Annotated in this window: 15 protein-coding genes and 7 pseudogenes; 12 read left to right on the plus strand and 10 right to left on the minus strand. The window is 58.5% G+C overall.

Annotation, left to right across the window (positions count from 1 at the left end):
• Positions 1–53: 53 nt before the first annotated feature.
• Entirely contained in the window at positions 54–1,472 is a 1,419-nt protein-coding gene (locus IC232_RS09530; RefSeq protein ID WP_190844682.1) for a M10 family metallopeptidase C-terminal domain-containing protein, read from the minus strand.
• 346 nt (positions 1,473–1,818) lie between these two features.
• Between IC232_RS09530 and IC232_RS09535 the strand changes: the two are divergent.
• The 3 genes and pseudogenes from IC232_RS09535 to IC232_RS09545 form a co-directional block, all read left to right on the plus strand.
• Positions 1,819–1,995: pseudogene (locus IC232_RS09535) on the plus strand (transposase); the annotation flags it as partial.
• A 236-nt stretch (positions 1,996–2,231) separates the two neighbouring features.
• Complete coding sequence (locus IC232_RS09540) at positions 2,232–3,413, plus strand: polysaccharide biosynthesis/export family protein (RefSeq protein ID WP_190844683.1); 1,182 nt, start codon at positions 2,232–2,234, stop codon at positions 3,411–3,413.
• Between the two features lie 199 nt (positions 3,414–3,612).
• Positions 3,613–5,070, plus strand: a complete 1,458-nt coding sequence (locus IC232_RS09545; protein WP_190844711.1) for a lipopolysaccharide biosynthesis protein — start codon at positions 3,613–3,615, stop codon at positions 5,068–5,070.
• On the opposite strand, the gene IC232_RS09550 is transcribed toward IC232_RS09545, so the two are convergent.
• Positions 5,071–6,414 carry a hypothetical protein gene (locus IC232_RS09550; RefSeq protein WP_246812112.1) on the minus strand — a complete coding sequence of 448 codons (1,344 nt, stop codon included), beginning with the start codon at positions 6,412–6,414 and terminating at the stop codon, positions 5,071–5,073.
• Between the two features lie 482 nt (positions 6,415–6,896).
• Between IC232_RS09550 and IC232_RS09555 the strand changes: the two genes are divergently transcribed.
• The 4 genes from IC232_RS09555 to IC232_RS09570 all read left to right on the plus strand — a co-directional run bounded on the left by IC232_RS09555 (position 6,897) and on the right by IC232_RS09570 (position 12,815).
• Positions 6,897–7,817 (plus strand): XrtA system polysaccharide deacetylase, encoded by a 921-nt coding sequence (locus tag IC232_RS09555; protein ID WP_210335293.1) that lies wholly within the window; start codon positions 6,897–6,899, stop codon positions 7,815–7,817.
• Entirely contained in the window at positions 7,814–8,986 is a 1,173-nt protein-coding gene (locus IC232_RS09560; protein ID WP_190844684.1) for a glycosyltransferase family 4 protein, read from the plus strand. The genes IC232_RS09555 and IC232_RS09560 overlap by 4 nt, the downstream gene beginning before the upstream one ends.
• Before the next feature lie 256 nt (positions 8,987–9,242).
• On the plus strand, positions 9,243–10,430 hold the full coding sequence (locus IC232_RS09565; RefSeq protein ID WP_190844685.1) for an O-antigen ligase family protein: 1,188 nt from the start codon (positions 9,243–9,245) through the stop codon (positions 10,428–10,430).
• Positions 10,431–10,529: 99 nt separating this feature from the next.
• Positions 10,530–12,815, plus strand: coding sequence for a GumC family protein (locus tag IC232_RS09570; RefSeq protein WP_190844686.1), 2,286 nt, complete (start codon positions 10,530–10,532; stop codon positions 12,813–12,815).
• 32 nt (positions 12,816–12,847) lie between these two features.
• Here the strand turns inward: IC232_RS09570 and IC232_RS09575 are convergent.
• A pseudogene (locus tag IC232_RS09575) lies at positions 12,848–12,964 on the minus strand (IS630 family transposase); the annotation flags it as partial.
• On the opposite strand from IC232_RS09575, the pseudogene IC232_RS09580 reads away from it, so the two are divergent.
• Both IC232_RS09580 and IC232_RS32860 read left to right on the plus strand, forming a co-directional pair.
• A pseudogene (locus tag IC232_RS09580) lies at positions 12,954–13,232 on the plus strand (transposase); the annotation flags it as partial. The pseudogenes IC232_RS09575 and IC232_RS09580 sit on opposite strands and share 11 nt — an antisense overlap.
• 59 nt (positions 13,233–13,291) lie before the next feature.
• Positions 13,292–13,741 (plus strand): recombinase family protein, encoded by a 450-nt coding sequence (locus IC232_RS32860; protein ID WP_409564902.1) that lies wholly within the window; start codon positions 13,292–13,294, stop codon positions 13,739–13,741.
• 295 nt (positions 13,742–14,036) lie between these two features.
• On the opposite strand, the pseudogene IC232_RS32865 reads toward IC232_RS32860, so the two are convergent.
• Positions 14,037–14,720: pseudogene (locus tag IC232_RS32865) on the minus strand (recombinase family protein); the annotation flags it as partial.
• Between the two features lie 108 nt (positions 14,721–14,828).
• On the opposite strand from IC232_RS32865, the gene IC232_RS09595 reads away from it, so the two are divergent.
• The gene (locus tag IC232_RS09595; RefSeq protein WP_190844688.1) at positions 14,829–16,121 is read left to right on the plus strand and encodes an IS110 family transposase; all 1,293 of its coding nucleotides are present in this window, start codon (positions 14,829–14,831) and stop codon (positions 16,119–16,121) included.
• Between the two features lie 216 nt (positions 16,122–16,337).
• Here the strand turns inward: IC232_RS09595 and IC232_RS32330 are convergent, their stop codons facing one another.
• On the minus strand, positions 16,338–16,679 hold the full coding sequence (locus tag IC232_RS32330; RefSeq protein WP_246812113.1) for a hypothetical protein: 342 nt from the start codon (positions 16,677–16,679) through the stop codon (positions 16,338–16,340).
• A gap of 309 nt (positions 16,680–16,988) precedes the next feature.
• Positions 16,989–18,009, minus strand: a pseudogene (locus IC232_RS09605) (IS110 family transposase); the annotation flags it as partial.
• A gap of 162 nt (positions 18,010–18,171) precedes the next feature.
• Here IC232_RS09605 and IC232_RS09610 point away from each other — a divergent pair.
• Positions 18,172–18,510, plus strand: a pseudogene (locus IC232_RS09610) (transposase); the annotation flags it as partial.
• 152 nt (positions 18,511–18,662) lie between these two features.
• Here IC232_RS09610 and istB read toward each other — a convergent pair.
• The 3 genes from istB to istA are packed head-to-tail and all read right to left on the minus strand — an operon-like array spanning position 18,663 to position 20,931.
• A complete protein-coding gene (gene istB, locus IC232_RS09615; RefSeq protein ID WP_190844689.1) occupies positions 18,663–19,406 on the minus strand; it encodes an IS21-like element helper ATPase IstB in 744 nt (247 codons plus the stop codon).
• A gap of 14 nt (positions 19,407–19,420) precedes the next feature.
• Positions 19,421–19,921 carry a Mu transposase domain-containing protein gene (locus IC232_RS32335; protein ID WP_409564898.1) on the minus strand — a complete coding sequence of 167 codons (501 nt, stop codon included), beginning with the start codon at positions 19,919–19,921 and terminating at the stop codon, positions 19,421–19,423.
• The gene (gene istA / locus IC232_RS09620; protein ID WP_246812115.1) at positions 19,858–20,931 is read right to left on the minus strand and encodes an IS21 family transposase; all 1,074 of its coding nucleotides are present in this window, start codon (positions 20,929–20,931) and stop codon (positions 19,858–19,860) included. The genes IC232_RS32335 and istA overlap by 64 nt, the downstream gene beginning before the upstream one ends.
• A 223-nt stretch (positions 20,932–21,154) precedes the next feature.
• Between istA and IC232_RS09625 the strand changes: the two are divergent.
• Positions 21,155–21,460 (plus strand): annotated as a pseudogene (locus IC232_RS09625) (transposase); the annotation flags it as partial.
• 578 nt (positions 21,461–22,038) lie between these two features.
• Here IC232_RS09625 and IC232_RS09630 read toward each other — a convergent pair.
• A partial coding sequence (locus IC232_RS09630; RefSeq protein WP_190844690.1) for an ATP-binding protein occupies positions 22,039–22,482 on the minus strand: 444 nt, incomplete at its 5' end.

The following is a 22,482-nucleotide window of genomic DNA, read 5'->3' on the forward strand; positions in this document are numbered from 1 at the left end:
AGCGACCTCGGTCATTCGGCCGAGGTCGCTCGCTTTTGTAGATGAGGCTTAGGTTAGATCACGATAAAGTCGGCGGCAGTCAGAGCTGCCTTGTTCTCGATCATGGCGAACCTCACTGCAGCGGCCGAGCCCGATCCGTCCTTGTCGTAATACAAGGCGCCGGTGTTCCTGTTGTAGACGATATGGTCGTTGCTATCCAAGGCCTTCTCGCCAGCCCGGAACCACGACGAGCGCAGTTGCCCCTCAACTGAGGTTTTGGTGAAGATTGAATCGTTGAGACGAATGGTGTCATCGACGACGCTGAAGTCCTTGATCGTGTCCAGGTTAGTGGTGGCGTTCAAAGCTGTGTCGAACGTGAAGAAATCCTTGCCGGATCCACCAATGAGGACATCATTGCCAGCCTTGCCCCATAGCTTGTCGGATCCGCCGAGGCCGCTGATCACATCCGAGCCGGACGCACCAGTGAGGTTGTCGCTACCCGCGGTGCCGAGCTTAGTCGGAGTGGGCGTCGGGGTAGGAGTAGGGGTTGGTGCAGGCTCGACTGGAGCCGGCGTGGGGAGCTGCGTCTCCCCGTCTCCTGAGTGGCTTGCGATCCAGGCATCCTTGGACTGGCTCCAGAAGTTGCGCGCGGCCTGACCCTGCAGGATCGTGAAGCCGGCGGGAGGCTTCGGGTAGCTCGACGGCAGCGGCGTGTCGGACAGGTTCAGGAAATAATTGTTCTCGGAAGCGGTGACATTGGTCCAGGCCTCATTCAGGCGGTACAGGTCCTCGTGATCGACCCGCTCGATGGCAATGACCGTGTTCTTGATCTCCATGCGCGGGCTGTATTCGTTGCCACCCTCATTGGTCTTGAACGGCGACATGTGGGTGATGGCGTCCTGGCCGGAGTTCTCACCCTCATGGGTGTACTGGAACTTTTCCATCCGCATCAGTAGGCCGTCAATCTTCAGGACATCCGTGGAGCCGTTGCGAGCGCCATCGGTCGAGATGCCTGCGAAGGTTCCATCGATCAGCACGTCGCGGATGGTCCCGCTGTAAGAAAAGTCATTCTCGATGGCGTCATCTCGCATATGGGTCATCCACACATCTTCGATCACGAAGTTCTGCGATGCCGTCGATCCCTCGCCGATGCTGATACCGTCCCAGCCCTGGGTGATCTTCCAGCCCTGGATCGTGGTGTTGGGCGAGGAATCCATGTAGATGCCCGCCGAGTTGCCGTTCTCATAGGCGTAATAGATGTCCTCCCAGTCCTGGGTCAGGGACACCTCGCCCTTGAGGGTGCCGCCTTTCAGCACCGTGCCAGTGGAGTTGTACAGGCGAATTGGCCAAGTGTTCATGCCGTCGCCATCGCGCGTGGAGTTGTCAATCGTCCACGTCGAGCCCGTGGCGTCGATTAGGGTGTTGGGAGCAAGTTTGTCGAAACGGGAATACTGGGTTTGGGGGTAAACTTCGTTCAATCTAATCGTAGCCATAAAAACATCCTCAGACAATTACCCCGTCCGAAGCGGGTCGAAACGGGATTGATTTAAAAATCGCCCAAAAAAGGCGTACAACGTCAGGAGTGGAATCGCCGGTCAGAAGAACACGACCAGCGTTATCAGGATGACTATAGCGAGAAAGCATACGCCTGGACAAAACCAGAACAACGTCCTCATATCGCATAGTTTGGGCGCCGGAACTAATGCACCGGCGCCTCACCGCCCTTGCCCTGTATGGCCTTTTGCAGCTTCTCGAAACAATAGGGCGGCGGGCGTGTCTCTAGCGACTTGTCCTAAGCTTGTCCACCCCTGCCATCCCTGCCCCGGCCTGAGGGGGACAGCGCCAGATCCGCCTCACTTTCGCTCCAGCCGCGAGTTTTCCGCATGGCTGGGCCTGACACCGCGGCCGAACTCCTCGGATGGCAAGATGCGGTTAGGACTGATTTCCAAGTTGGGCGACAGGTATTTGAGGATCCTGCTGGTGGTGAAGGTCACCGCGGTGATCCGCTATGCGCGCACAAGGACCGCGGCCGGCAGAGAGCATCCAATTATGACATCCCCCCAATTATTCATGACAACCATCCGAATGAGCTAGTGCGTGCGAAGAGAGGTGGTGAGAGGCTGGATGCTGGACTGGGTGCGAAGCCGCTATGGCGGCTACAACGAAGCTGGGTGCCCATAGCGTTGATGAGGCTATCGTTGGCAGAGGGGCAATCGATGGATGGTGCGAGCTCACATTTGCGAAGGGTATCCATGCGCGCCCTCGTCACACCAGTTTTCACTGCAATGTTGCTCGTTCTGTGCGTCTGCGCATCACAAGGCGCAAAGGCGGAGTACCGGCTGGACAGCGGCGATGTTCTGGAAATCTCTGCTGCGGGACGCAGTGAGGTGAAACATCGTATGATGATTGACCCCGATGGCAACATCATGGTCCCGCTTTTCGGCGAAGTGCGCGCTGCTGGCCTATCTCTGTCGGCTTTGAGAGCCAAGATCGGGGCTGAGGTTCTGCTCCAACTGGTGGAAGCGCGGCCCTTCTATATTTACGGAGACATCCTCAAGGCGGGAGCTTACCCATACCAGCCTGGGATGACAGTTCGCCATGCCGTAGCACTCGCTGGGGGACTCGGAGCAGGCAGAGCCGGGATGTTTCAGGTATCGCCCCGCGAAGTCGCTGATCTGCGTGGCCGATACCAGACTTTGAAGAGTGAATTGGTCAAGCAGCAAGTTCGGGCGGCGGGCCTTCGCGCTGAAGCTGCCGGGAAGGCTGAGATGGATTTGAGCGACATTGACCAAGCATCCGCCCCAGCAGATTTGGCAGAGCTCATCAAGGTTGAGACTCAGCGCATCGGCACGCGGCGAATAGAGTTCGATCGGGATCAGCAACACCTAAAGACAGCCTTCAAACTTGCAAACGAGCATGTTGAGGCTCTCCAGTTGCAGCAGAAACACGACGGGGATGCAAGCAGGCAGCAGATCGACGAACTGAAAAGAATTATCGAACTCAGTTCCAAAGGCTTGGCAGCCTCAAGCCGGGTTTCAGAGGAACAACGCGCAACCGTTCTTATCAGAAGTCGAGAAATGGACACGGTAGCCAAGCTGGCTTTGGCACGCCAGGTCCGGGAAGAACTGGCGCGGAAAATTGAGAAAGTCGACGAGCGACGCCTCATGATCCCGCAGGAGCTTCAGGAGGCTATCGCAACGGCAGAGCAAACTAAAGCTCAACTGCAATCACTCCGTGAGCAGCTTATTCTTCTTGGCTCTTCAGGAGCAATTGCCGGCAATAACGAACGCGTGTCACCTGAAATCGTGATCTACCGGAGAAACATGCAAGCACAGACCCGTGTTGACGCGCAGGAAGATACGAGCATCAATCCCGGTGATGTGATCGAGATCACTTTGAACCTAGGAAATATGAACACAGTGCCGGGAAACTAAATAAGCCCTCCTCATGATCGTCTTGAATCTTCGTCTTCATGCCGCCCTGGGCTGATTGTGGAATGAAAAGCAGCTCTTGCCGATGGAGTGTAAGATGAGTGGAGGGCGGCATACGGCGACAAGAAGCGAGCCAGACCAGACCACTCCGAGTCACGAGAAAGGTGAACGGAGAGGACTGGCTAAGCACGCCTTGTCTGCCGTGCTGTGGACCGCCTTTGCGATGGGCTCTCAAGCTATTGTTCAGGTCCTATCGATCACCATGTTGGCGCGCCTGATAACTCCAGGCGACTTCGGTGTGTTCTCGGCGGCTCTCCTAGCAACCGGTTTGTTGTCCATCTTCTCACAATTCGGCATCGGCTCGGCGATCGTGCAACGACGGGTTTTGGAAGAGCGCCACCTGAGGACTGGATTCACACTGTCGCTGCTCTTAAACATCGGCTTCCAGATTTTGATCTGGATTGCTGCGCCGCTCATTTCCGCTTTCTTCAAAATTCCCGAACTCACCTCAGTTATGCGCTTTTCCAGCTTGGTATTTACATGCCAGGCCGTTTCTGTCGTCGCGGAAGCACTTGTCCAGCGAGATCTTCGCTTCGGATGGCTTTCACGGATGGAGGCGATAACTTTCACGATCGGCTTTGTGGGAGTTGGGCTTCCATTAGCATGGATTGAACTCGGAGTCTGGGCTTTAGCCGGAGCGCATGTGACTCAACATAGCTTGAGAACGTTGGTTCTTCTTGTCCGTCAGCCTCATCCTAAAGCCTTGCAGCTTGATTGGAGAACCGTTCGCGAACTACTGCACTTCGGCAGCGGCCTGACGCTGGCGCGGCTGGGTAATTACCTCGCACAACAGGGAGATCAATTCATCGTAGGGAGATGGTTGGGCTCCCAAGCCCTAGGTCTCTACTCACATGCTTATCAACTCATGACAGCCCCAGCTCTGCTTGTCGGCCGGATCTTGGACAGCGTCCTATTTCCCACAATGGCACAGGTTCAACTCGAGCCATCCCGCCTTGCGCGGGGATATCGAAGTGGTCTTGCTATTTCTGCTGTTCTTGTACTGCCGGCAAGTATGATCCTAGCCATTGTGGCGCCAGAAATCGTATTGCTTTTGCTGGGACCTAAATGGCTTGGAGTTGTTCCTCCATTCCAAGCACTTGTTCTAGGAACCCTATTCCGCACGAGCGATAAGTTGAGTGACTCGGTAACGCGTGCAACAGGAGCCGTTCATGCGCGTGCGTGGCGACAGGCAGTCTTCGCGGTGAGCGTATTGATTTTGGCCCTAGTTGGACAGCAGTGGGGCGTTGAGGGAGTTGCACTTGGAGTGCTGATCGCGATGACCGCCAATTTTGTCATGATGGCGCATCTGAGTGTTCACCTGACAAATATGCGCTGGTCTGAGTTTGCCGGAGCACATTTGCCTGGCGTGGCCTTGGCAGGGGTGCTTAGTTACCCTACCTGGATGTTTGCTGAGTGGCTGCGCAACCAGAGTGTGCCTCCGATTGTCTTTCTGCTCGAAGTCGGCCTTTTTGATCTTTCTTTAGGGGCGCTTCTCTGCTGGATCCTGCCATCACTTTTCCTCGGCCGTGATGTGCAATGGCTGATCCAGGCCATAACGGAACTGATGATGTCGAGTCTGCAGCGAAGTTCGAACTGTTAATTATTGTCCAGGCCAGAGGATCTTGGCCACATAGCTGGACACTGGGCCACCAGGTAGCCCCCAATTGCTCGCCCAAACAACTTGCGATCCATCAGAAGAGGGTGTCGCATGCGGCTCGCTTGTATAGTTATGCGCTGCTCCACGAGTATGAGCTATGCGCCGGATCTCGCCGCTGCCATCCGTACGAACTGCAATGATCTCCTGGTAAAATGGTACAACTCCTTGTTCTGCGCGCGCGCGATCCTCTGTTCCAACATAGGTTACGAACACCCAACCCGGTCTCCTAATGTTGCGAACGGAGGAGTGCTCATGTTGCCCGTAAGGGGCGAGTTCAGTCACCAAACCGTCCTTGAGACGACGTTTGATAAGGTGAAATTTGTCAGGTTCGGCCTTGCTCACGCCAATGAATACATCGCTGCCGTCAGGATCGAGCGTCATGTCACCATGTCCAGGTCGATGGTGCTCGATCCAATGTTGAACCTGGGTTCCCTCGATCGTGAAAATGAAAGCTTGATCAATTTCCGGGGGCCATGCATCAGGTGACCGGTCCTGATTAACTAACCTCTGATCACAAAGGACATATTGGGCTGAAGGTGAGATCGAGCAATAATCATTCACGCCTGGAAGACCTCCGACTGGGATGTCCGGATACTTTCTTCGCTCGAAGATATCATATGCAAAGGCAACCATTAATCCGACCTTGTTAACAGCCCGAACGACAAGCTTGTGGCCGTCGAGAGACATGTTTCCTTTTGATGGGCCGAACTGAAGACCCTTGTAGTCATGCGGCTTGTAAATCGTGGTCCGAAGATCATCCCTTGGCTTCCACCCGTATATCTCCTTCCCGTCCATGCAGATCATAAGAGCGGCGTCATAGGGGTGCCACTCGCATTCGTTATGAACGGGACGATAGAAAGCCGGCTTGTAGGTCTGCCCATCCAGGAAGCACATGCCATTACAGCCCTTTGGAATCACCATAAGGGTTTGATCCGCGTTCCACGCCTGTGCGCTGGAGTAGCGATGCCGGCAAGAAACTGGATCACATTTTACTTCCGGCAACATTGGCTGCCCAGGATCTGTGATGCGTGTAACAGATGTCCCGAACGCAGGATCATTGAAAGGTTCGAGATAGCCAGGCTGGGTCATGCGCAGCATCGGCACGACCTTCGCAGATCCCGTCGAATCATAGGATGAAGCAGAAAGATGTGAGCTGAAAAGCAAGGTTAGCGCGTAGAAAATCTTGAGGCCGAGCTGATGCAACCGAACGTCCAGTTTAACGGCATGATGCTCTCGATCCAGCGATCTAGATTTAGTGTCCTGCGCGCAGCCAGACTTTACAGCCATCATTAAATTCCTGATCAAGTATCCCATTGGATTAAAGAGAAAGCGCCCATCGTATGTTACGCTGATGTCACTCCTCTATCATCTACCCATTACTGCAAGCTTCAGGTCAGGCTGTTACAGAGATGAAAATACTGTGAAGTATTCAAGCAATCGGCTTGAGGCGGAGCGCATCGGCCGAGACCGCGCGAGATCCGTGTAGATGATAGAAATCACTGGTCTGGATTGATACATCTCAGGAGAACTACGCCTTATGGGTTCTTTACATAAAGCGCTGATCTGCCGATTGTTATCACATGGGTGTAGGTGCAACCGTGCACTTGGCAAAAAGCGTAAGTCGGAACCTAGGGGCGGCCATACATCATAACAATATATGCAAATGCTGACTTGGTACGACTCAAGGTTTTCCGAAAAGTTCCTGCTCGCAATACGGGTCGATACTGAGTGGTTTGCCGCAGGTGGCGTTTGCGAGGAGGCGATCTGTCGTGAACTCAAGCCATAAACAGCATCCTGACAGTCATGCGGCCATGTCTATCGACGTTGAGGACTGGTTTCAAACCGAGAACATGAAGGGCGTCATCGAGCGCGATAGGTGGGACAGTTGTGAACTGCGAGTAGAGCGGAACACAATGCGCATTCTAGATATTCTCGATGCGCGCAAAACTCGTGCGACATTTTTTGTGCTGGGCTGGGTTGCCGAGAGATGTCCTGGGCTGGTCCATCAGATCGCATCAATGGGCCATGAGGTGGCGTCTCACGGCTATGGGCATGAGCTCGTTTACTCGCTAACACCAAAGCAGTTCCGCGCAGATATAACACGGTCGAAGAAGCACCTTGAAGATCTGATTGGAAAATCAGTGCTCGGCTATAGAGCGCCTTGCTTCTCTATCACAGAATGGGCAATCGAGATACTCCAAGAGGAGGGCTTCACGTACGATTCATCGGCTGTTCCCACGATCGCGCATGACAGATACGGTAAGTTGGACGGAATCGAAACTCGCACTCCCATCGTGGCTATAAGGGATGGGTTCTACGAAGTCTGCGTTTCGTGTATTCCAGTTGGGCAGCGTGGTATTCCGTGGGGAGGCGGTGGCTACTTCCGGTTTCTCCCTTATGCAGTCTGGAAACAAGGTGTCCGTGCAATCCTTAGATCTGGACGGCCTTATGTTTTCTACATCCATCCATGGGAGTTCGATCCTCTACAGCCTCGCCCGACTGGGCTAAAGGCTACCACGAATTTCCGTCAGCGGGTAAACCTTCAGCGTTGCGAGGCTCGCTTTTCAGCACTCGTCCGCGATGTAAATTGGATCCCAATTTGTGAATTGCTCGATACTCGGAAGAGTGCAGCTGCGCCCATTCCAGCGCTGCCCCTCGTTGGCCGCCGTGTTGAAGGGGCATTGCCATGATGCCCCATGTTATGCTGATCGGAGGAGAGGATCATCACCTCCGAATCCCGTTTATTCTGGCCCTACGCCGCTGCGGCTACAGGGTGACAGCTGTTGGCAGTGGCGATCCTACACCCTTCTCACGAGCACAGATAGACTTTCGCCCATTTCGTTTCGATCGCTTCGTAAGCCCTCGGGCAGATATGGATGCTCTTAGAACGCTGCCCCGTCTTCTTGCAGAGGTGCAGCCAGATATCGCCCAGAGCTTCGATCTTAAACCTAACCTGCTTCTCCCACTTGCTGCTCGAGCTACACCGGGGATTCAAGTGATCCGTACCATCAATGGATTGAATTTTATCTATTCATCCCGATCCCCCTTGGCACTCGCGGCTCGGCCTGTCTACCGGATCCTGCACCGGTTAGCAGCACGCTCTATAGCCGCAACGGTGTTTCAGAATAGCGATGATCTCTCGTTCTTCCGGCGGCATGGAATGCTTGGGCGCGGAGATGCTGTCGTCATTCCAGGTTCAGGCGTAGACATCAGAGGATTTGAGCAGGCGGCAAATGCCGGAAGTTCACCAAAAGAGCTTCGTGAAACACTTGGCGTATCAGATGAGCCGATTGTCATGACAGTCTCGCGGATGACGCGGCATAAAGGAATACTAACATTACTCAAAGCTGCAGCCACAGTGCATGCTGCTCGTCCAAACGTGCGCTTCCTTCTCGTAGGACCTAGGGAAAGTGAGGGACCTCTTGCAGTGACACAGGCTGAGCTGGATCGGCACCAGCCTTATGTGAAGGCGGTCGGGCCCCGTTCGGATATTCCGTCTATGCTCCGCATAGCCAACGTGTTCGCTTTCCCGACAGAGTTTCGCGAGGGCATCCCCCGGGCATTGATGGAGGCGGCATTAGCCAAACTGCCAATCGTCACGACCGACATGCCGGGATGTCGTGATGTAATTAACGACCAGTGGAACGGTTATTTAGTTCCACCCCATTCCCCCAAGGCTCTGGCCTCTAAAATCCTCGATCTCTTGGATAACCGTGAGATGGCCCAAGTTCTAGGGGGCCGAGCTTCTGACACAATCAAGCAGAAGTTCAGCCTCGATCATATAGTCGCACATCATACGTCCTTGTATTCTAAGCTCCTTAATGGACGCTTTGAACACCAACAGAAGATCCACGCATGAGCATGCATGCTAGGCGACACAAGTTCGTTGTGCACACACTGCGGAACTGCAAATGAACGCGGCAGGGCTCCTCAACAGGCATGTCGCATACACGAGGCATCTTGAGGCAGCACTCTCACGGGAAGCGGGCAGTTCAACGGTGGTTATGGATGTGCTTCTTACGTGCGGCCTCCTTCTCTCAACAGCATCGCAACTGCGCCTTCCCGGTATGCCCCTTGGTCCGGGAGAGTCGTTATTGGCTTTGTGGATTGGGCTCATGTCTGTCCGCGAAGTCATTCAACTGGGGCCGCCATTGACACCAGCACTTTCCAAACTCATGGCGTTCTGGTGTGTGTTCGTCATCGCGCAATGTCTTGGCGCGCTCACTGCCCTTTTGATCAATGACAAGCATGACCCTCGTTGGGTTCGTCACGATATGATGGCCTACAGCTTTATGATCTTTACAAGCTGTCTCCTTGTTGTCGAACCTGGCGCGGTCGCGCGCCTGCAGCGGGTTGCTTGGTTAGTCGTAGCCATAGGCAACTTGTCCTTGTTGCTTATGCTCGCCGATGGGTACGGTGTTATTGATATAACTAGTATTGATGGCTGGTGGTGGGATCGTTTTCGCGGCTGGACGGCAATTCCAAATACTCTTGCCTTGTTGTGCCTCGTTCTTACGCTTGTGTCTGTGCATCTTGCAGAAACAAGTCGTCGCATGAGCACTCGTATCCTTGCAGTGCTTTGCATGATTCTACCCGCCATTGTCGGCCGTTTGACCAAGAGCGATGCATTCTTTGTAGCTTTGATAGGAGGGAGCCTCATCTTCTCGGTGCTAAAGGTATTCAGGTGGCTACAGGTATGGGATCAGCGCATGATGATTCGCACCTGCTTCGCGTGGACATTGGTGATGTTGCTTCCGGTGACACTCGCATTGAGTGTTCCGATCGCAACATCATTCCTTGGTCAAGGGCAGGGCATGCTGAATGGCATCTTCCGCAAGAGTGATGAGGGGCTGAAGGAGGATGCGTCCTTAAGAATGTACTTGTGGTCGCAGGCTGTAAAGCGAGGATTGCAATCAGGAATGTTGGGATTGGGTCCAGGACCGCATTTGGTTGTGCCCCCTGTTATTGCTGCGACTTTTGGCACTGAGAATGAGCCTGGAGGAGTAGAAAACCCGGATCCGAGCGTGGCTCCGAACTTCGAGGCTCACAACACGTTCCTCGATCTTTTCACGCAGGGAGGTCTGCTCATGGTTCTGAACTTTCTATGTCTTTGCGCTCTTACGGTTATCAGCACTTTACGAGCTCATCGTGCAGGCCTGGCAACATTGATCTGCTGCCTACTCGCCTTCGGAATGTTCCATTTCATTGTACGACAACCTATTTTTTGGTTCGCAATTGCTCTCAGTCTTGTGTCTGCCACATCACAAATCAACATGCTTAGAAAGCGAGGAAGAACACGATGATCGTTCCGTGTTCTTCCGGCTTTTCAGAGCTGTTCTTACTACGAGCATGACCTCCTTTGGTGGTGTTCCACAGGCTGATATTGGGGGAGTGAATTGAATATGGATTCTGATTTCAGCTTTCGGCAGCTTGTAAACATCATTCGCAGACGAATGGTGCTGGTCCTGTCGCTGGCTCTCTGCGGAACATTGCTGGTTACAGTCATAGGGTTTTCGCTTCCCGCGAAGTACACGGCTGAGGTTCAGCTCGTGGTGACGCCTCGTCAAGCAGGAGTGCTTGGAAATCGAGCCGGCGCTACGGATCCTGAAGCGGAGGAGACGCTGATCGATACTCATGTCGCGTTGCTTTCTTCACCTGACCATCTGCAGCATGTGCTGGAAAGTCTCGCGAACGATCATAGTCAAAGTGGTCACAACCAGAATATGGGGGCTGCTGGTCAATTGGTCGAGCGAGGCAGTATATCTGAATTTGTGAACTGGAGTGTGAAAGCGCTCAAAGAAACCCTTCGTCAGCTCTCAGGCCGCCAACAGTCCATGCAGAGATTGGCCACGTTCGACGGAACATTGAACCTGAGGGAACTGCAGCACAACTTGGATGTAGCCAGGCAGAGGCGATCTCGCGTCATAGCTGTCAGGTTCACCTGGACAAGTCCGGAGCAAGCTGCACTTGTTGCAAGCCGTGCAGCGCAGTTATACGTTGCAGATCAAGCTGAGCAGAAACACAAAGATAATAAACGTGAGTTGGAGTGGCTCGGTGATCGCCTTCCCGTGCTAAAGAAAGATGTAGAGCGTGCAGAGGCAGCCGTTCTTGAGCATCGGATCGAGAACGGGGCTCAAGGCACCAATCGATCTGATCTAATTGAACAGCAGGTTGCTGATCTAACCCGACAGCTTGCGATTATGCGGTCTGACCTTATTCGACGGCAGTCGCAGCTCAATGCTGTCCGTAGTCTGGTGCGCCAAGGCTCCAGTAACGATGAACTGGTACGAAGGGTCAATCTTCTGTCGCTCACTGAACTGCGAAATCGGGAGTTAGCCCTCCTACGTGCCGAGTCTGCTTCTTCAGGCGGGCTAGCTGGTGCAGAGTCACGAGTGCCTTCGACACCGGCCCAAGTTCAAGAGGTTCGTAACAATTTCGCCGGAGAAGCTATCCGTATTAGCGTAAGTCTCGAGGGTGATATCAAGAGCATAGAGACTCAGATTCAATCAATGGAGCAAAGGCTCGCCGTTGTGCAAGAGGCTAGTAGGGAAACGCAGAAGTCCGACCTTCGATTGCGTGATCTTGAGCGTGAAGCCAACGCTGCAGGACAACTCTACAACGCCATGCTGGTTCGCACGAGAGAGACTGCCGAAGCTGGCGAAATCCTTAACCCTGACATACGTGTGAGCTCCGCTGCTCCTCCTCCGGAGCGACCCAGTTCCTACCATCCGGTCCTGTTCATTCCCCCAGCATTGATTCTATTTCTGGTTGGCGGATGTATGCTAGCGCTTCTTTTGGAGCGACTTGACCATAGCCTAAGAAGCGAACGAGAGATTGATGATGCATTGGGCGTATCCTGCCTTGGCCTCATCCCGCAATTGCGGATTACCAAGAAACTGCGTCCCCATCAGCAGCTTCGGGAGAATCCATTTTCTGCTTACGCCGAAGCTATACGATCCGTTGCGGTTGGTCTCCAGCTCACATCAACTCAAGGCCCCAACAAAGTAGTCCTCGTCAGTTCCAGCGTTCCGGGAGAGGGAAAAACAACGCTCGCGGTTAGTCTAGCCGTATATGCCGCGGGCCTTGGAAGACGCACAGTGCTTATTGATTTGGACCTACGCCACCCCGCGACCATGCGAGAGCTAGTCTTCGAAGCAAAGAGCATAAAAACCATCGCGCATTCCTCCAACCTGTTGTTGGGGGCTTCCATTCAGCATATTTCCGAAATCAGTCTAGACCATCTTTCGTTATCGCGGATCAAAGGAGATCCCATGGCTCTCCTCACTGGCGGGCAGCTTCAGCCCCTCTTGCAGGAGCTTCGAAAAGTATACGATTTCATCGTGATCGATAGCCCACCCCTGCTTTCTACTGCCGAAGCCCGCGTTCTCGCGACGTTGGCAGATAAAATGCTCTTCGTCGTTCAATGGGGTCAGACAAGGCGCGAGCTCGCCCAAAATGCACTACACCTGCTACGATCAGCAGGAACCCCACTCAAGCCGGCTGATGAGCTTGTCAGCGCAGTCGTTACCCGGGTCAACCTCAAGAAACATGCCCGCTACGGTTATGGAGACCTGGGCGAGATCTTAGCAAAGTATAGCCATTACCGTTCCCTGCCACCATGGCTTCGCTCTCTAAAAGCATGGCTCGGGATACCGAGCGTTCGTAAAACTGTCATCGCGGATATTTGAAATAATATGGAAACTCACCAGCGAGAAGTCCAGACCAATCCGGCGCCTTTCCCTTGGGCTGGGCAGATCGCTCCGAAGATGTAAGCGGAGGCGGTTCTCAGATCGTGCGACGCCGAGAGACGCGTGACGCGCTTGGCCCAGCGCCGGGTCTCGCTGACGCTTGCCAAACATGAGGTGCCGGTCCCGATCATGCTGCGGCTGTTTCTGCCTGAGACCTGGATCTAGGATCCCGAGTGCCTGCAACACGCCGGCGTGCCTGAGGCGCTCCGGACGGAACGCTCCGAGCCGGAGATCGCATTAGCGGAACTGCGGCGGGTCATGCAAGCCGGGGTGAGGTTTGGGGCCGTTCTGGCCGATGCCGGTTACAGCATCAGCGCGCCTTTCCGGCAGGCGCTCACGGCTCTGGGGCTGGTATTCGGGACGATCTGCGGTTCATCGACAACGGTCACAGTGGCGCCAGCCTGATCCGTCCCGCTCTGGAGCGGTTGCGCGATCTCGTGGCGCTGTCGGCCGTCGATCTCGTTTACGTCCATGCCCCGGATCGTCTCGCCCGCAGCTATGCGCATCAGGTTCTGCTGCTCGAAGAATTCGCCCATGCCGGCACGCAGGTGATCTTCCTCAATCGCCCAATCGGATCCACACCCGAGGACAGCCTGCTGCTGCAGCTCCAGGGCATGTTCGCCGAGTACGAAAGAGCCAAAGTGCTGGAGCGCAGCCGGCGCGGCAAGCGCCACCGCGCTCAAACCGGCGCCGTCAGTGTCCTGTCCCGTGCACCCTTCGGCTACCGCTACATCACGCGTGAGATCACCCGAACAACATCATCGGCCACCTCGATGCGCTTGACGAGCGTACAGATGATGTCGCCCAATCCGCACCCGCGAGCCGATCGTGCACCATCGCGGCAAACAGGTCCAGCTTCCCAATGACAAGGTGCAGCGAGCGGATTTGCTCATCCGCTTCCTGGTGAGCCTTGGCTTCAGCTTCCAGCCGGGCTGTCCGGCGGCGCAACGCGGTCAGGCGCGGCTCGAACTCGGACTTTTCGATCAGCCCCTCCGTGTAGCTGTCGATCAGCCGCTCGGTTGCGCGGCGAGCCTTGGCGAGTTGACGGTCAAGGGCATCGAGTTCGAGCCGATGCGGCGTAGCCTGCACGGCATCCAGGCGCCGCTGATACTCGGCGATCACCTGTGCCGGATCGGCTAGCAGACGGCAGACCTCACGCCACACCGCCTCATCAAGCAACTCCGTGGCGACCAGCCGGGCATCACACCGGAATGCCCCGTGGAAGCGGCTGCGGTCGGTGCCGCAACAGCGATAGTAGCGCCACTGCCCCCGATGGTGGTGGCCCGTGAACCCGTAGCCGCACTTCTGGCAGACCAGCAGGCCGCGCAGCAGATACTGGACGCCCGCAAGCCGCTCGCGATTGCGCTTGCGGCTTGTCTCCAGTTGCTCGGCGACACTCGCGAAGAGTTCGTCGCCGACAATCGCCGGCACCGCGATGCTGATGTGCCGCTCAGTTGGGGCTGGCACTTGCCGCCAGGGCCGCCGCGGCAGGCCATCGTGGCCACGCGGCGGATGCAGCGGCGGCCGCCACGGCACGCTCTGGCGCCGGCCATAAAGCGCCTGTCCCGCATAGGCAGGGTTGAGCAACATGCTATGGATCATCGCCCGGCTCCAGTGTCGCCGCCCGGTCGGACTTGGAATCCCGCTGGCGTGCAGGCGCCGGCAGACCCCGGCCAGCGTCAAGCGCTCGTGCCCGACCCAGGTGAAGATCTGGTGCACGATCCGCGCCGCCTCCTCATCGATCTCGTAGCGAGCATCTCCCCCACCAGCCTTCCGGGTTGATCCCGGCTTCTCAGGTCCACCTGAAACCGGCCGAACTTTGCACCATAGTACATGGGGAAGCAGCGCGGCGGAGCTGGTCCGGGTTGCGCAGCCGCGCTACCCGGGGTGGTCATGGCCAGCCAGCAGGTCTCACAGTGATGTCGCTGAACACACGCTGGAGGCCAGCCGACCATGACCGAGCTCAATTCTACACCCGCTCCTGCCACTCTTGTAGCGATCGACATCTCCAAGCACCGCCACGAGGTGCTCATTGAGGCTCCCGGTCAGGCCCGACGCCGGCGGCTTACCATCCTGAGCACCAAGGTGGATCATGACCGCCTCGTCGAGGCTTTGGCAGCTTACGGCAGCCCGGTGCTCATCGGCTTTGAGGCCACAGGCGATTACCACCGCGGGCTCGCCTACCGCCTGCTCTCAGCAGGCTTCGAGCTGCGGCTGGTCTCGTCTGTCGCGCTCGCCCGTACCCGCGAGGCGCTGCACAACGGCTGGGACAAGAACGATCCCAAGGACGCACAGGTGATCCTGCACATGATCCGGATCGGCGCGACCCAGCGCTATGTCGATCCCTTGGCGACCGGGATCAACGACCTGCAGGAATTGTCGAACACCCACGAGGCGATCTCCAAAGCCAAGACCGAGACCTGGCACCGGATCCTGACCCATTACCTGCCCCTGTACTTTCCCGAGGTCGAGCGCTTTGCCGGCAACAGCCGCTCCGACTGGTTCCTGGCGCTGCTCGAACGCTTTCCCACACCCTCCAGCATCGTGGATCTGGATCGGGACAGCTTCGTGCAGGAGGCATGGCCCGTGATCGGCCGGAAGGTTTCCAAGGCTCGCTTGCTCAACGACATCTACGAGACCGCACGTTCCTCCACGGCTCTGCCGGTGGCGGAAGGCTCGGCGGCGATCACCATGTTCCGCATGGTCTTGGCCGAAGCACGCAGCCTCATCCGCCAGCGGGATCAGATCGAGGATCTGGCTCATGCGATGCTTGCTGATCATGCCGACTATCGGCGGCTGCGCACGGTTCCGGGCATCGGGCCGATCCATGCCCTGACGATCCTGGCGGAAGCCGGTGATCTGCGCCGCTTCGGGCACCATCGTCAATTCCTGAAGTTCTGCGGCCTTGATCTGGCCACCCGCAAGTCGGGCACGTTCCGCGGCCGCACCAAGCTGTCGAAGTACGGCAATGCCCGCTTGCGGCGGGCGCTGTGGATGGCCGCCCAGGTGGCAATGCGCCAGCGCGACAACAGCTTTCGGGATAAACTCGGCCGCTATACCGCGCGCGATCGCCACGATGCCGATCTGCGCCGCAAGGCCGTGACAGCCTTGACCGCCAAGATGGCCCGTGTGGTGCACGCGGTGATCAAGGGCGGAACAGAATACCGGCCGTTCTTTGAGCGTCCGGTGCCGGGTGGAAGGACCTCTCTTTGTACGGGCCGTGAGGGCGCGCCAGCGACCCTGTAGATAATGTTTGGGCCTTCCACCTGGGGTGTATCTCGTATTGAGGACGGTGAGGACCACGGCTGTGACCGCTGGATCCTGTGTTTGCTATGGGAGAGAACAATCCCGTTGACGGTGGAAGCCACCTGGCTCACTCTACCTGAAGCGCCGATCAAGCCAGTCGGCGTGCTGAGATCTGTTGGCCCAGTGCCACTGCTGCTTCCCCACATAGGACGTTGTCTAACACGTCGTGATCCTGCACCGGATGTGGATCGACGGCACCACGTTCCGCTGGGGCCAGCAGGGAGCTGCCGCATAGGAGGAGCAAGCGTTCGGAACGCGGCGGCTTTCGTCCTGTTCCCCTGAGGTCCCGTCGCCGGGACGATGGACGCGGTGAAGCCGTAAGTAGTGACGTGAGCCACGGCCCATAGCATGACCGTCCTGTTGCGCCCGTGCGATCAGCTCCGCCAACTGGCTGTCGATGGTGTGATGTTCAGCCTGCTGGTCGGAGGAAACCCGGGCGTAGAGGGCGACCTGCAGGATCTGTGGGGCCGAAACGGCTTTCAGGTGTGGCGTTCTCATCGCATGCTCCCTCGGAAAGGGCGGCCTGTGTCCTTGATGGCAGCGAACAGGTGCGCACGGTCAGCAGGCGCTCGTAGGCACATCCCATGACGTCCCGACTGCCCCGTCTGACATCAAAGCCGATCTCAAGGCGCAAGGGGCGGCGCCGCTTGCAAAGCTTGGCCATGGCAGTCCTCGTCCTTCATCGGCCTGGTTTGTCCAGAGCCGTTGAAGGGTTTAACGCAGGACCTGTCGTGTGCCGCCGGAGAGCCTTGCGAGCGACTGTATGGACAAAGCTGATCGCAAACCTTGCACCATTGTCTAACACGTCACGGCGAGCTTGCGGGCCAGTGCCACCTTGGCGCGCCGCATGCCCCGGCGCTTGGCCACCTCCAGCGCCCAGCGCTTGAGCGCGGAGAAGCGCACCGCGCGGGTGAGCAGGATGTGGGCGCCCTCATACAGCGCCGCGTGCACCATCAGATCGCCCACCCGGCTCACTGCCCCGGTAATGTCGGTCTCGCCCGACTGGTACTTCTTCGGCCTCAGGCCAAAGTGCGCCCCCACGGCTCGCGAGCGGGCGAAGCGTTCAGGGTCGTCCACCGCAGACGTGAAGGCCACCGCAATCAGAGCGCCCACGCCTGGCACGCTCATCAGCCTCCGGCAGACCTCGTTCTCCCGGGCGATGCGCAGCATGGCCCGATGCAATCGGGCGAACTCCGTCTGCAGAGCCTCTCGGGCCTGCAACATGGCCTCAGCAATCTTCTCTAGCATCGCATGGCCGGCTGTGAGTATGCGCACTCGAGCCGTGAACTGTCCTTTGCGGATCTCGCCCACCTTCAGGCCGAAGCCGCGCAAGAGACCACGCAGGCTGAGCTCAACATCGCGCATCTTGGCCTGCAGCTGCTTGCGAGCCATAAGCAGGGCCCGAACTTCCTGCGCCGGCGGCGACTTGCAGTGGACGGGGCGGAACCAGCCCATGCGCAGCAACTGGGCGATGCCGCGGGCGTCGCGGCGGTCGGTCTTGACGATCATGGCCGAGAGTGCCGCCTTCACAGGCCGGGTCTCCAACAGCACGACTTCGAACCCGGCCTGCACAACGCCCGCATACAGTCACTGCGACAGGGGAGCAGCCTCCAGGCCAACGCGGGTGAGCGGCAGGTTCAGGCTGGCGAGGAAGATGGCAAGCGCCTCAGGCTCGCTAGCGACCTTTGCCTCGCGGACGATCTGCCCTGAGGCATTGAGGATACAGACGCTGCTGAGTTCCAACGACGCGTCAATTCCGGCATATTAGTCCATGGCTGTCCCTCATGATACTTGGGGTCGATCCGCTCGGACCCTGTTTCAACACCATCACTCTGAGGGAGAGCCACCCCGCTCCGCTACTGCATGAGCGGCAGCCCCATTACGGCATCTAGAGGCTGTTATGGACCCGTCTTGAGGTCATTGCGGTTCTGGCAAGATGACCTCTGCTCGCAAACCTTACCCGTCCGATGTGTCTGACGAGGAATAAGCGCTGGTATCGCCCTACCTGACGCTCCTGACCGAACACGCGGGCCAGCGATAGCACTCCTTGCGCGAGGTGTTCAACGGCCTGCGCCACAACATCAAAACGGGTGCACCCTGGCGCTGGATACCCAACGATCTGCCACCTTAGACCGCTGTCTACCAGCACGCGCAGTGCTGGCTGAGCACGGGCTGCTTCGAGGAGTTGGCACACAACCTGCGGGCCGTGTTGCGCCTGGCGGTTGGGCGCAGCGAGGAGCCCTCAGCTGCTGTGCTCGACAGCCACACCTTGCGCTCCAGCCCTGAGAGTGGCGCTCGCGCCGGCTATGATGGCGCCAAGCGTAAGAAGGTGCGGATTCCGACGAAGTCGGCCAGTTGTTCCGACGCGATGTCGGCCATGCATTCCGATTTCAAGCCGGCCATGATTCCGATCTGAAGTCGGCCACCTGAGGATGGTCCCTGGGTCCTTGTGTTGCAACGTGAGTGACACTCCCGCGAAGGTCAAGCCGCCCCGTCGAGCGCGCGGGTCTTGCGCAAGCTCTCGCCCGTCAAACTCAGGCGATAGGCGTTGTGGACAACCCGGTCGAGAATGGCGTCCGCCAGCGTCGGAATGCCGATCATCTCGTACCACTTCTCCACCGGCACCTGGCTGGTAATCAGCAGCGAGCCGGAATCATACCGGTCCTCCACGATCTCCATCAGATCCCGCTGCTGTTCAGGGGTGAGCGGCTCCGGGCCCCAATCGTCCAGAACCAGCAACTTCGCCCGCGCCAGCGTCCGCAACAGACGGGCATAGCGGCCCTCCGTGCGCGCCAGGGCGAGAGCCGCAAACAGCCGCGGCACACGATGGTAGAGCACCGACAGGTCCTCGCGGCACGCCTTGTGCCCAAGCGCGCAGGCGAGCCAGCTCTTGCCAACGCCGCACGGGCCGGTGATCAGCAGGTTGCGCCGCTCGCGGATCCAGTCGCACGACGACAGCTTGAGGAACAACGCCCGGTCGAGAGAGCGCGGGGCTCGGAAGTCGACATCTTCGATGCTGGCGGGATGGCGCAGCCGGGCGGCGCGGGCCCGGGTCTCGAAGCGCTTCTGCTGCCGCAGCGTCACCTCGTGATCCAGGATCAGGCCGAGCCATTCGGCATGGCCCAGCGCCGGTGCCTCAGGATTGTCGCTGAGCGCCTTGAAGCCCTTGGCCATGCCATGCAGGCCGAGATCGTGCAGCAACTCGATAGTGGGATGGGTCAACATGCTGGTCGTCTCCTTCAGTGGAAGTAGCCCGGTCCGCGGATGTTGCGGTGGGTGATGGCAGGACGCTCGGGGGACGCAGGCTCAGGGCTCGCGCGGGCATCGAGCAGCGAGACGATGCCCTTGTAGGAGAAGGCCCTGTTCGCCAGGGCTTTGGCCGATGCCGCCTCGACCTGCTCCTTGGTCAGACCACGCATGTGGCGCAGCACGCCGATGCAGGTGCGGTAAGCCTGCTCGGGATGGCGGCGGGAGGCCAGGATGGCGCCGATCAGCATCTCGGTGTTGGGGCCGAACGAAGCGGCCCAGGAGCGGAAGCGCTGCGGCGACCAGGAGGCATAATGCCGATGTGAGGCCGGCATGTGCTCGGGCTTGGTGCCATGCGCCTGTCCGCCATAGCGACGGCTGTGGGCGGCCACCCGCTCGCCCTTGTGGAAGGCCTCGAGGGTCCGCTGCGTCAGGCGCACATCGACTTGCTCGCCGATGAGGCCGAAGGGCACGGAGTAGAAGAAGCCGTCCACCTCGATGTGGTAGTCGAGCCCAACGCGGGCGAACTGCCATTGCGCGAACTCATATCTTGCGCCGGCAGGGCCGCGAGGGTTGGTCTCTCCACCGTCTCGAAGAGTTCGCGCCGGCTGATGCCGAGGCGACGCAGGGGCGCGGCGTTCATGCGCTCGACCACTCCCGCAATGGCGGCATTGGCCTCGGCGAGCGAGAAGAAGGTGTGGTTGCGCAGACGCCCGAGAATGTAGAACTGGGCAAAGCGCACGCCCACCTCCACCTTGCTCTTGTCCCGAGGCTTGCGGCTGCGGGTGGGCAGGATGCCGACGTCGTAGTGAGCCGCGAGCTTGCCGTAGCTGCGATTGAGCTCGGGATCGTAGAAGGACGCCTTGTGCACGCCGCTCTTGAGATTGTCCGGCACGACGAGCCTTGGCACGCCACCCAAGAAGCGGAACATCCGCACATGCGCCTCGATCCAGTCCGGCAGGGTCTGGGTCCAGGTTGCCTCGGCGTAGGTGAAGTTGGAGGCGCCGAGGACCGCGACGAAGATCTCGGCATAGCGCACCTCGCCGGTGGCAGGATCGACGATGGGCAGCTTCTTGCCCGAGTAGTCGACGAAGACCTTGTCGCCGGCGACGTGGTTCTGGCGCATGGTCGGCGACAGGCGGCGCTCGAACTCGCGCATCAGGTCGCAGAAGCGCGAGTAGCCGTAGCCCTCGGGGTAGGCTGCCCTGTACTCCTCGTGCAGGATGGTCATCGTGACGCCCGGGCGCTTCATCTCCCGGGCGAGAGCAGCCCAATCCGGCTCTGGTCGCCGGCGCAGACCGGTCTTGACGCCACTCCTGGCAAACAGGCGCTGCTCCAGCACCGCATCAGTAAGATCGGCGGGCACAGGCCAGGTCAGCCCGGCGGCTTTGGCCCGTTTGAGGGTGTCTTGCACGGTGGAGCGTGCGGCTCCGATGGTTCGTCCGATCGACCGGTCGCTTGCGCCGCTGGCGTGCAGGCGCAGGATGTGACGTATGGCTCTCATGGTCAGCCTTCTCTTTGCCGGCATAGCCGCTCCTTGTTCGTAACAAAGGAGCTTTCATGCCTGATCGGCGGACCCTGGGAACACTCCTCGACGCTGTCTCAGCCCCTGGCCGGACAATGATCGAAATGGTGGCCGGATTGATCTCGGAACGCTGGCCGGAGATTGATCGGAATCGCGGCCGGCTTCATCTCGGAATCCCTGGCCGAATGAAATCGGAATCTGCAAGAAGGGCTCCAAGCTACATATGGGAGTGGACACCTTCGATCACCTCCTGGCCGCTCACCTCACCCCCGCTACAGCTGATGATTGAGTCGAGGTGGGACAGCTGGCCCAAGCCGGGCAAGCCGCCACTGGCGAGAGTGTTGATCTGGCTTATGTCGATCAGGGCTATACGGGCGAGAAACCTGCAGCCGCAGCCCGCGAGCACGGGATCGAGCTGGAGGTGGTCAAACTGCCTGAGGCCAAGCGCGGCTTCGTGCTCCTGCCGCGCCGCTGGGTGGTGGAAGTAGTCTTTACGAAGATGACAAAAGCGGACGTGCTCACTCTCGCGGCTGGTGGGCAGCACGTACCGGATTTCGACCTCGTCGTTCGTGACGACGACCCGGTTAACCAGCAACAGCATGAGCTGCCGACGCTGCTCAAAGGTGGCATTCACCAGCCCGTGCTGCACCCGCTCGCGAAAGGCCTCCAGAGAGGCCGCCACGCCGGCAAGCTGCTGCTGGCGCTGGGCATCGTTGTGCAGAAGCTCCTCCTGACCGGCCAGCGCCTGCATCCGTTGTTCCAGGTCCCGACGCCGCCGTTCATACTCGCCAAGCGGCAGGACCGCCCGCAGATACGCATCGGTGAGGCGCTCGATCTGCTGAGACAGATGGGCCTGGGCCCGGCGCAGCGTCTCGCGACGGGCGAGCAATTCCTGCGGCAGCCAGGCACCGCCATGGGCCCGCGCCACGGCTTCAGCCAGTGGCTCGGGGGCGCTCAGCAGGTGGCACAGATCATCCCAGACCAAGGCGTCGAGCTGGTCGGCAGGGGTGTAGCGCGCCGGGCAGCCCGTGGTGTCAAGCGAATCGAAGAATTGACCCCTTGGGCGAACTAAGATTTGACCCCCTCTCATTGCTTTGCGTTTCCCTCTGGTTCGAGCGCCGTTCCAACCTTCTGCAGCAGGCCGGATCGGCGCTTTTCGCGCAGCCGATAGCTGTCGCCGCGGATGGTGATCACCGTCGAATGATGAAGCAGGCGATCCAAAATCGCCGTCGCTACAACGGCATCCCCAAACACCGATCCCCATTCGCCCACGGAGCGGTTGGAGGTGATCAGGATCGAGCCGCGTTCGTAGCGGCGCGACACCAGCTGGAAGAACAAGTGCGCCGCGTTGGCCTCAAACGGCAGATAGCCGAGCTCATCGATGATCAGCAGTTTCGGCCGTGCCAGGATCGTCAGCTGCCTGTCGAGCACGCCATCGTCATGGGCCTTGGCGAGCATCGCCACCAAGGTGGCCGCCGTGACGAACTGCACGCTGTAGCTCTGCCGGATCGCCTCGCGCCCGAGAGCTAC

Source organism: Microvirga sp. (assembly GCF_014699075.1).
Taxonomy (GTDB): domain Bacteria; phylum Pseudomonadota; class Alphaproteobacteria; order Rhizobiales; family Beijerinckiaceae; genus Microvirga.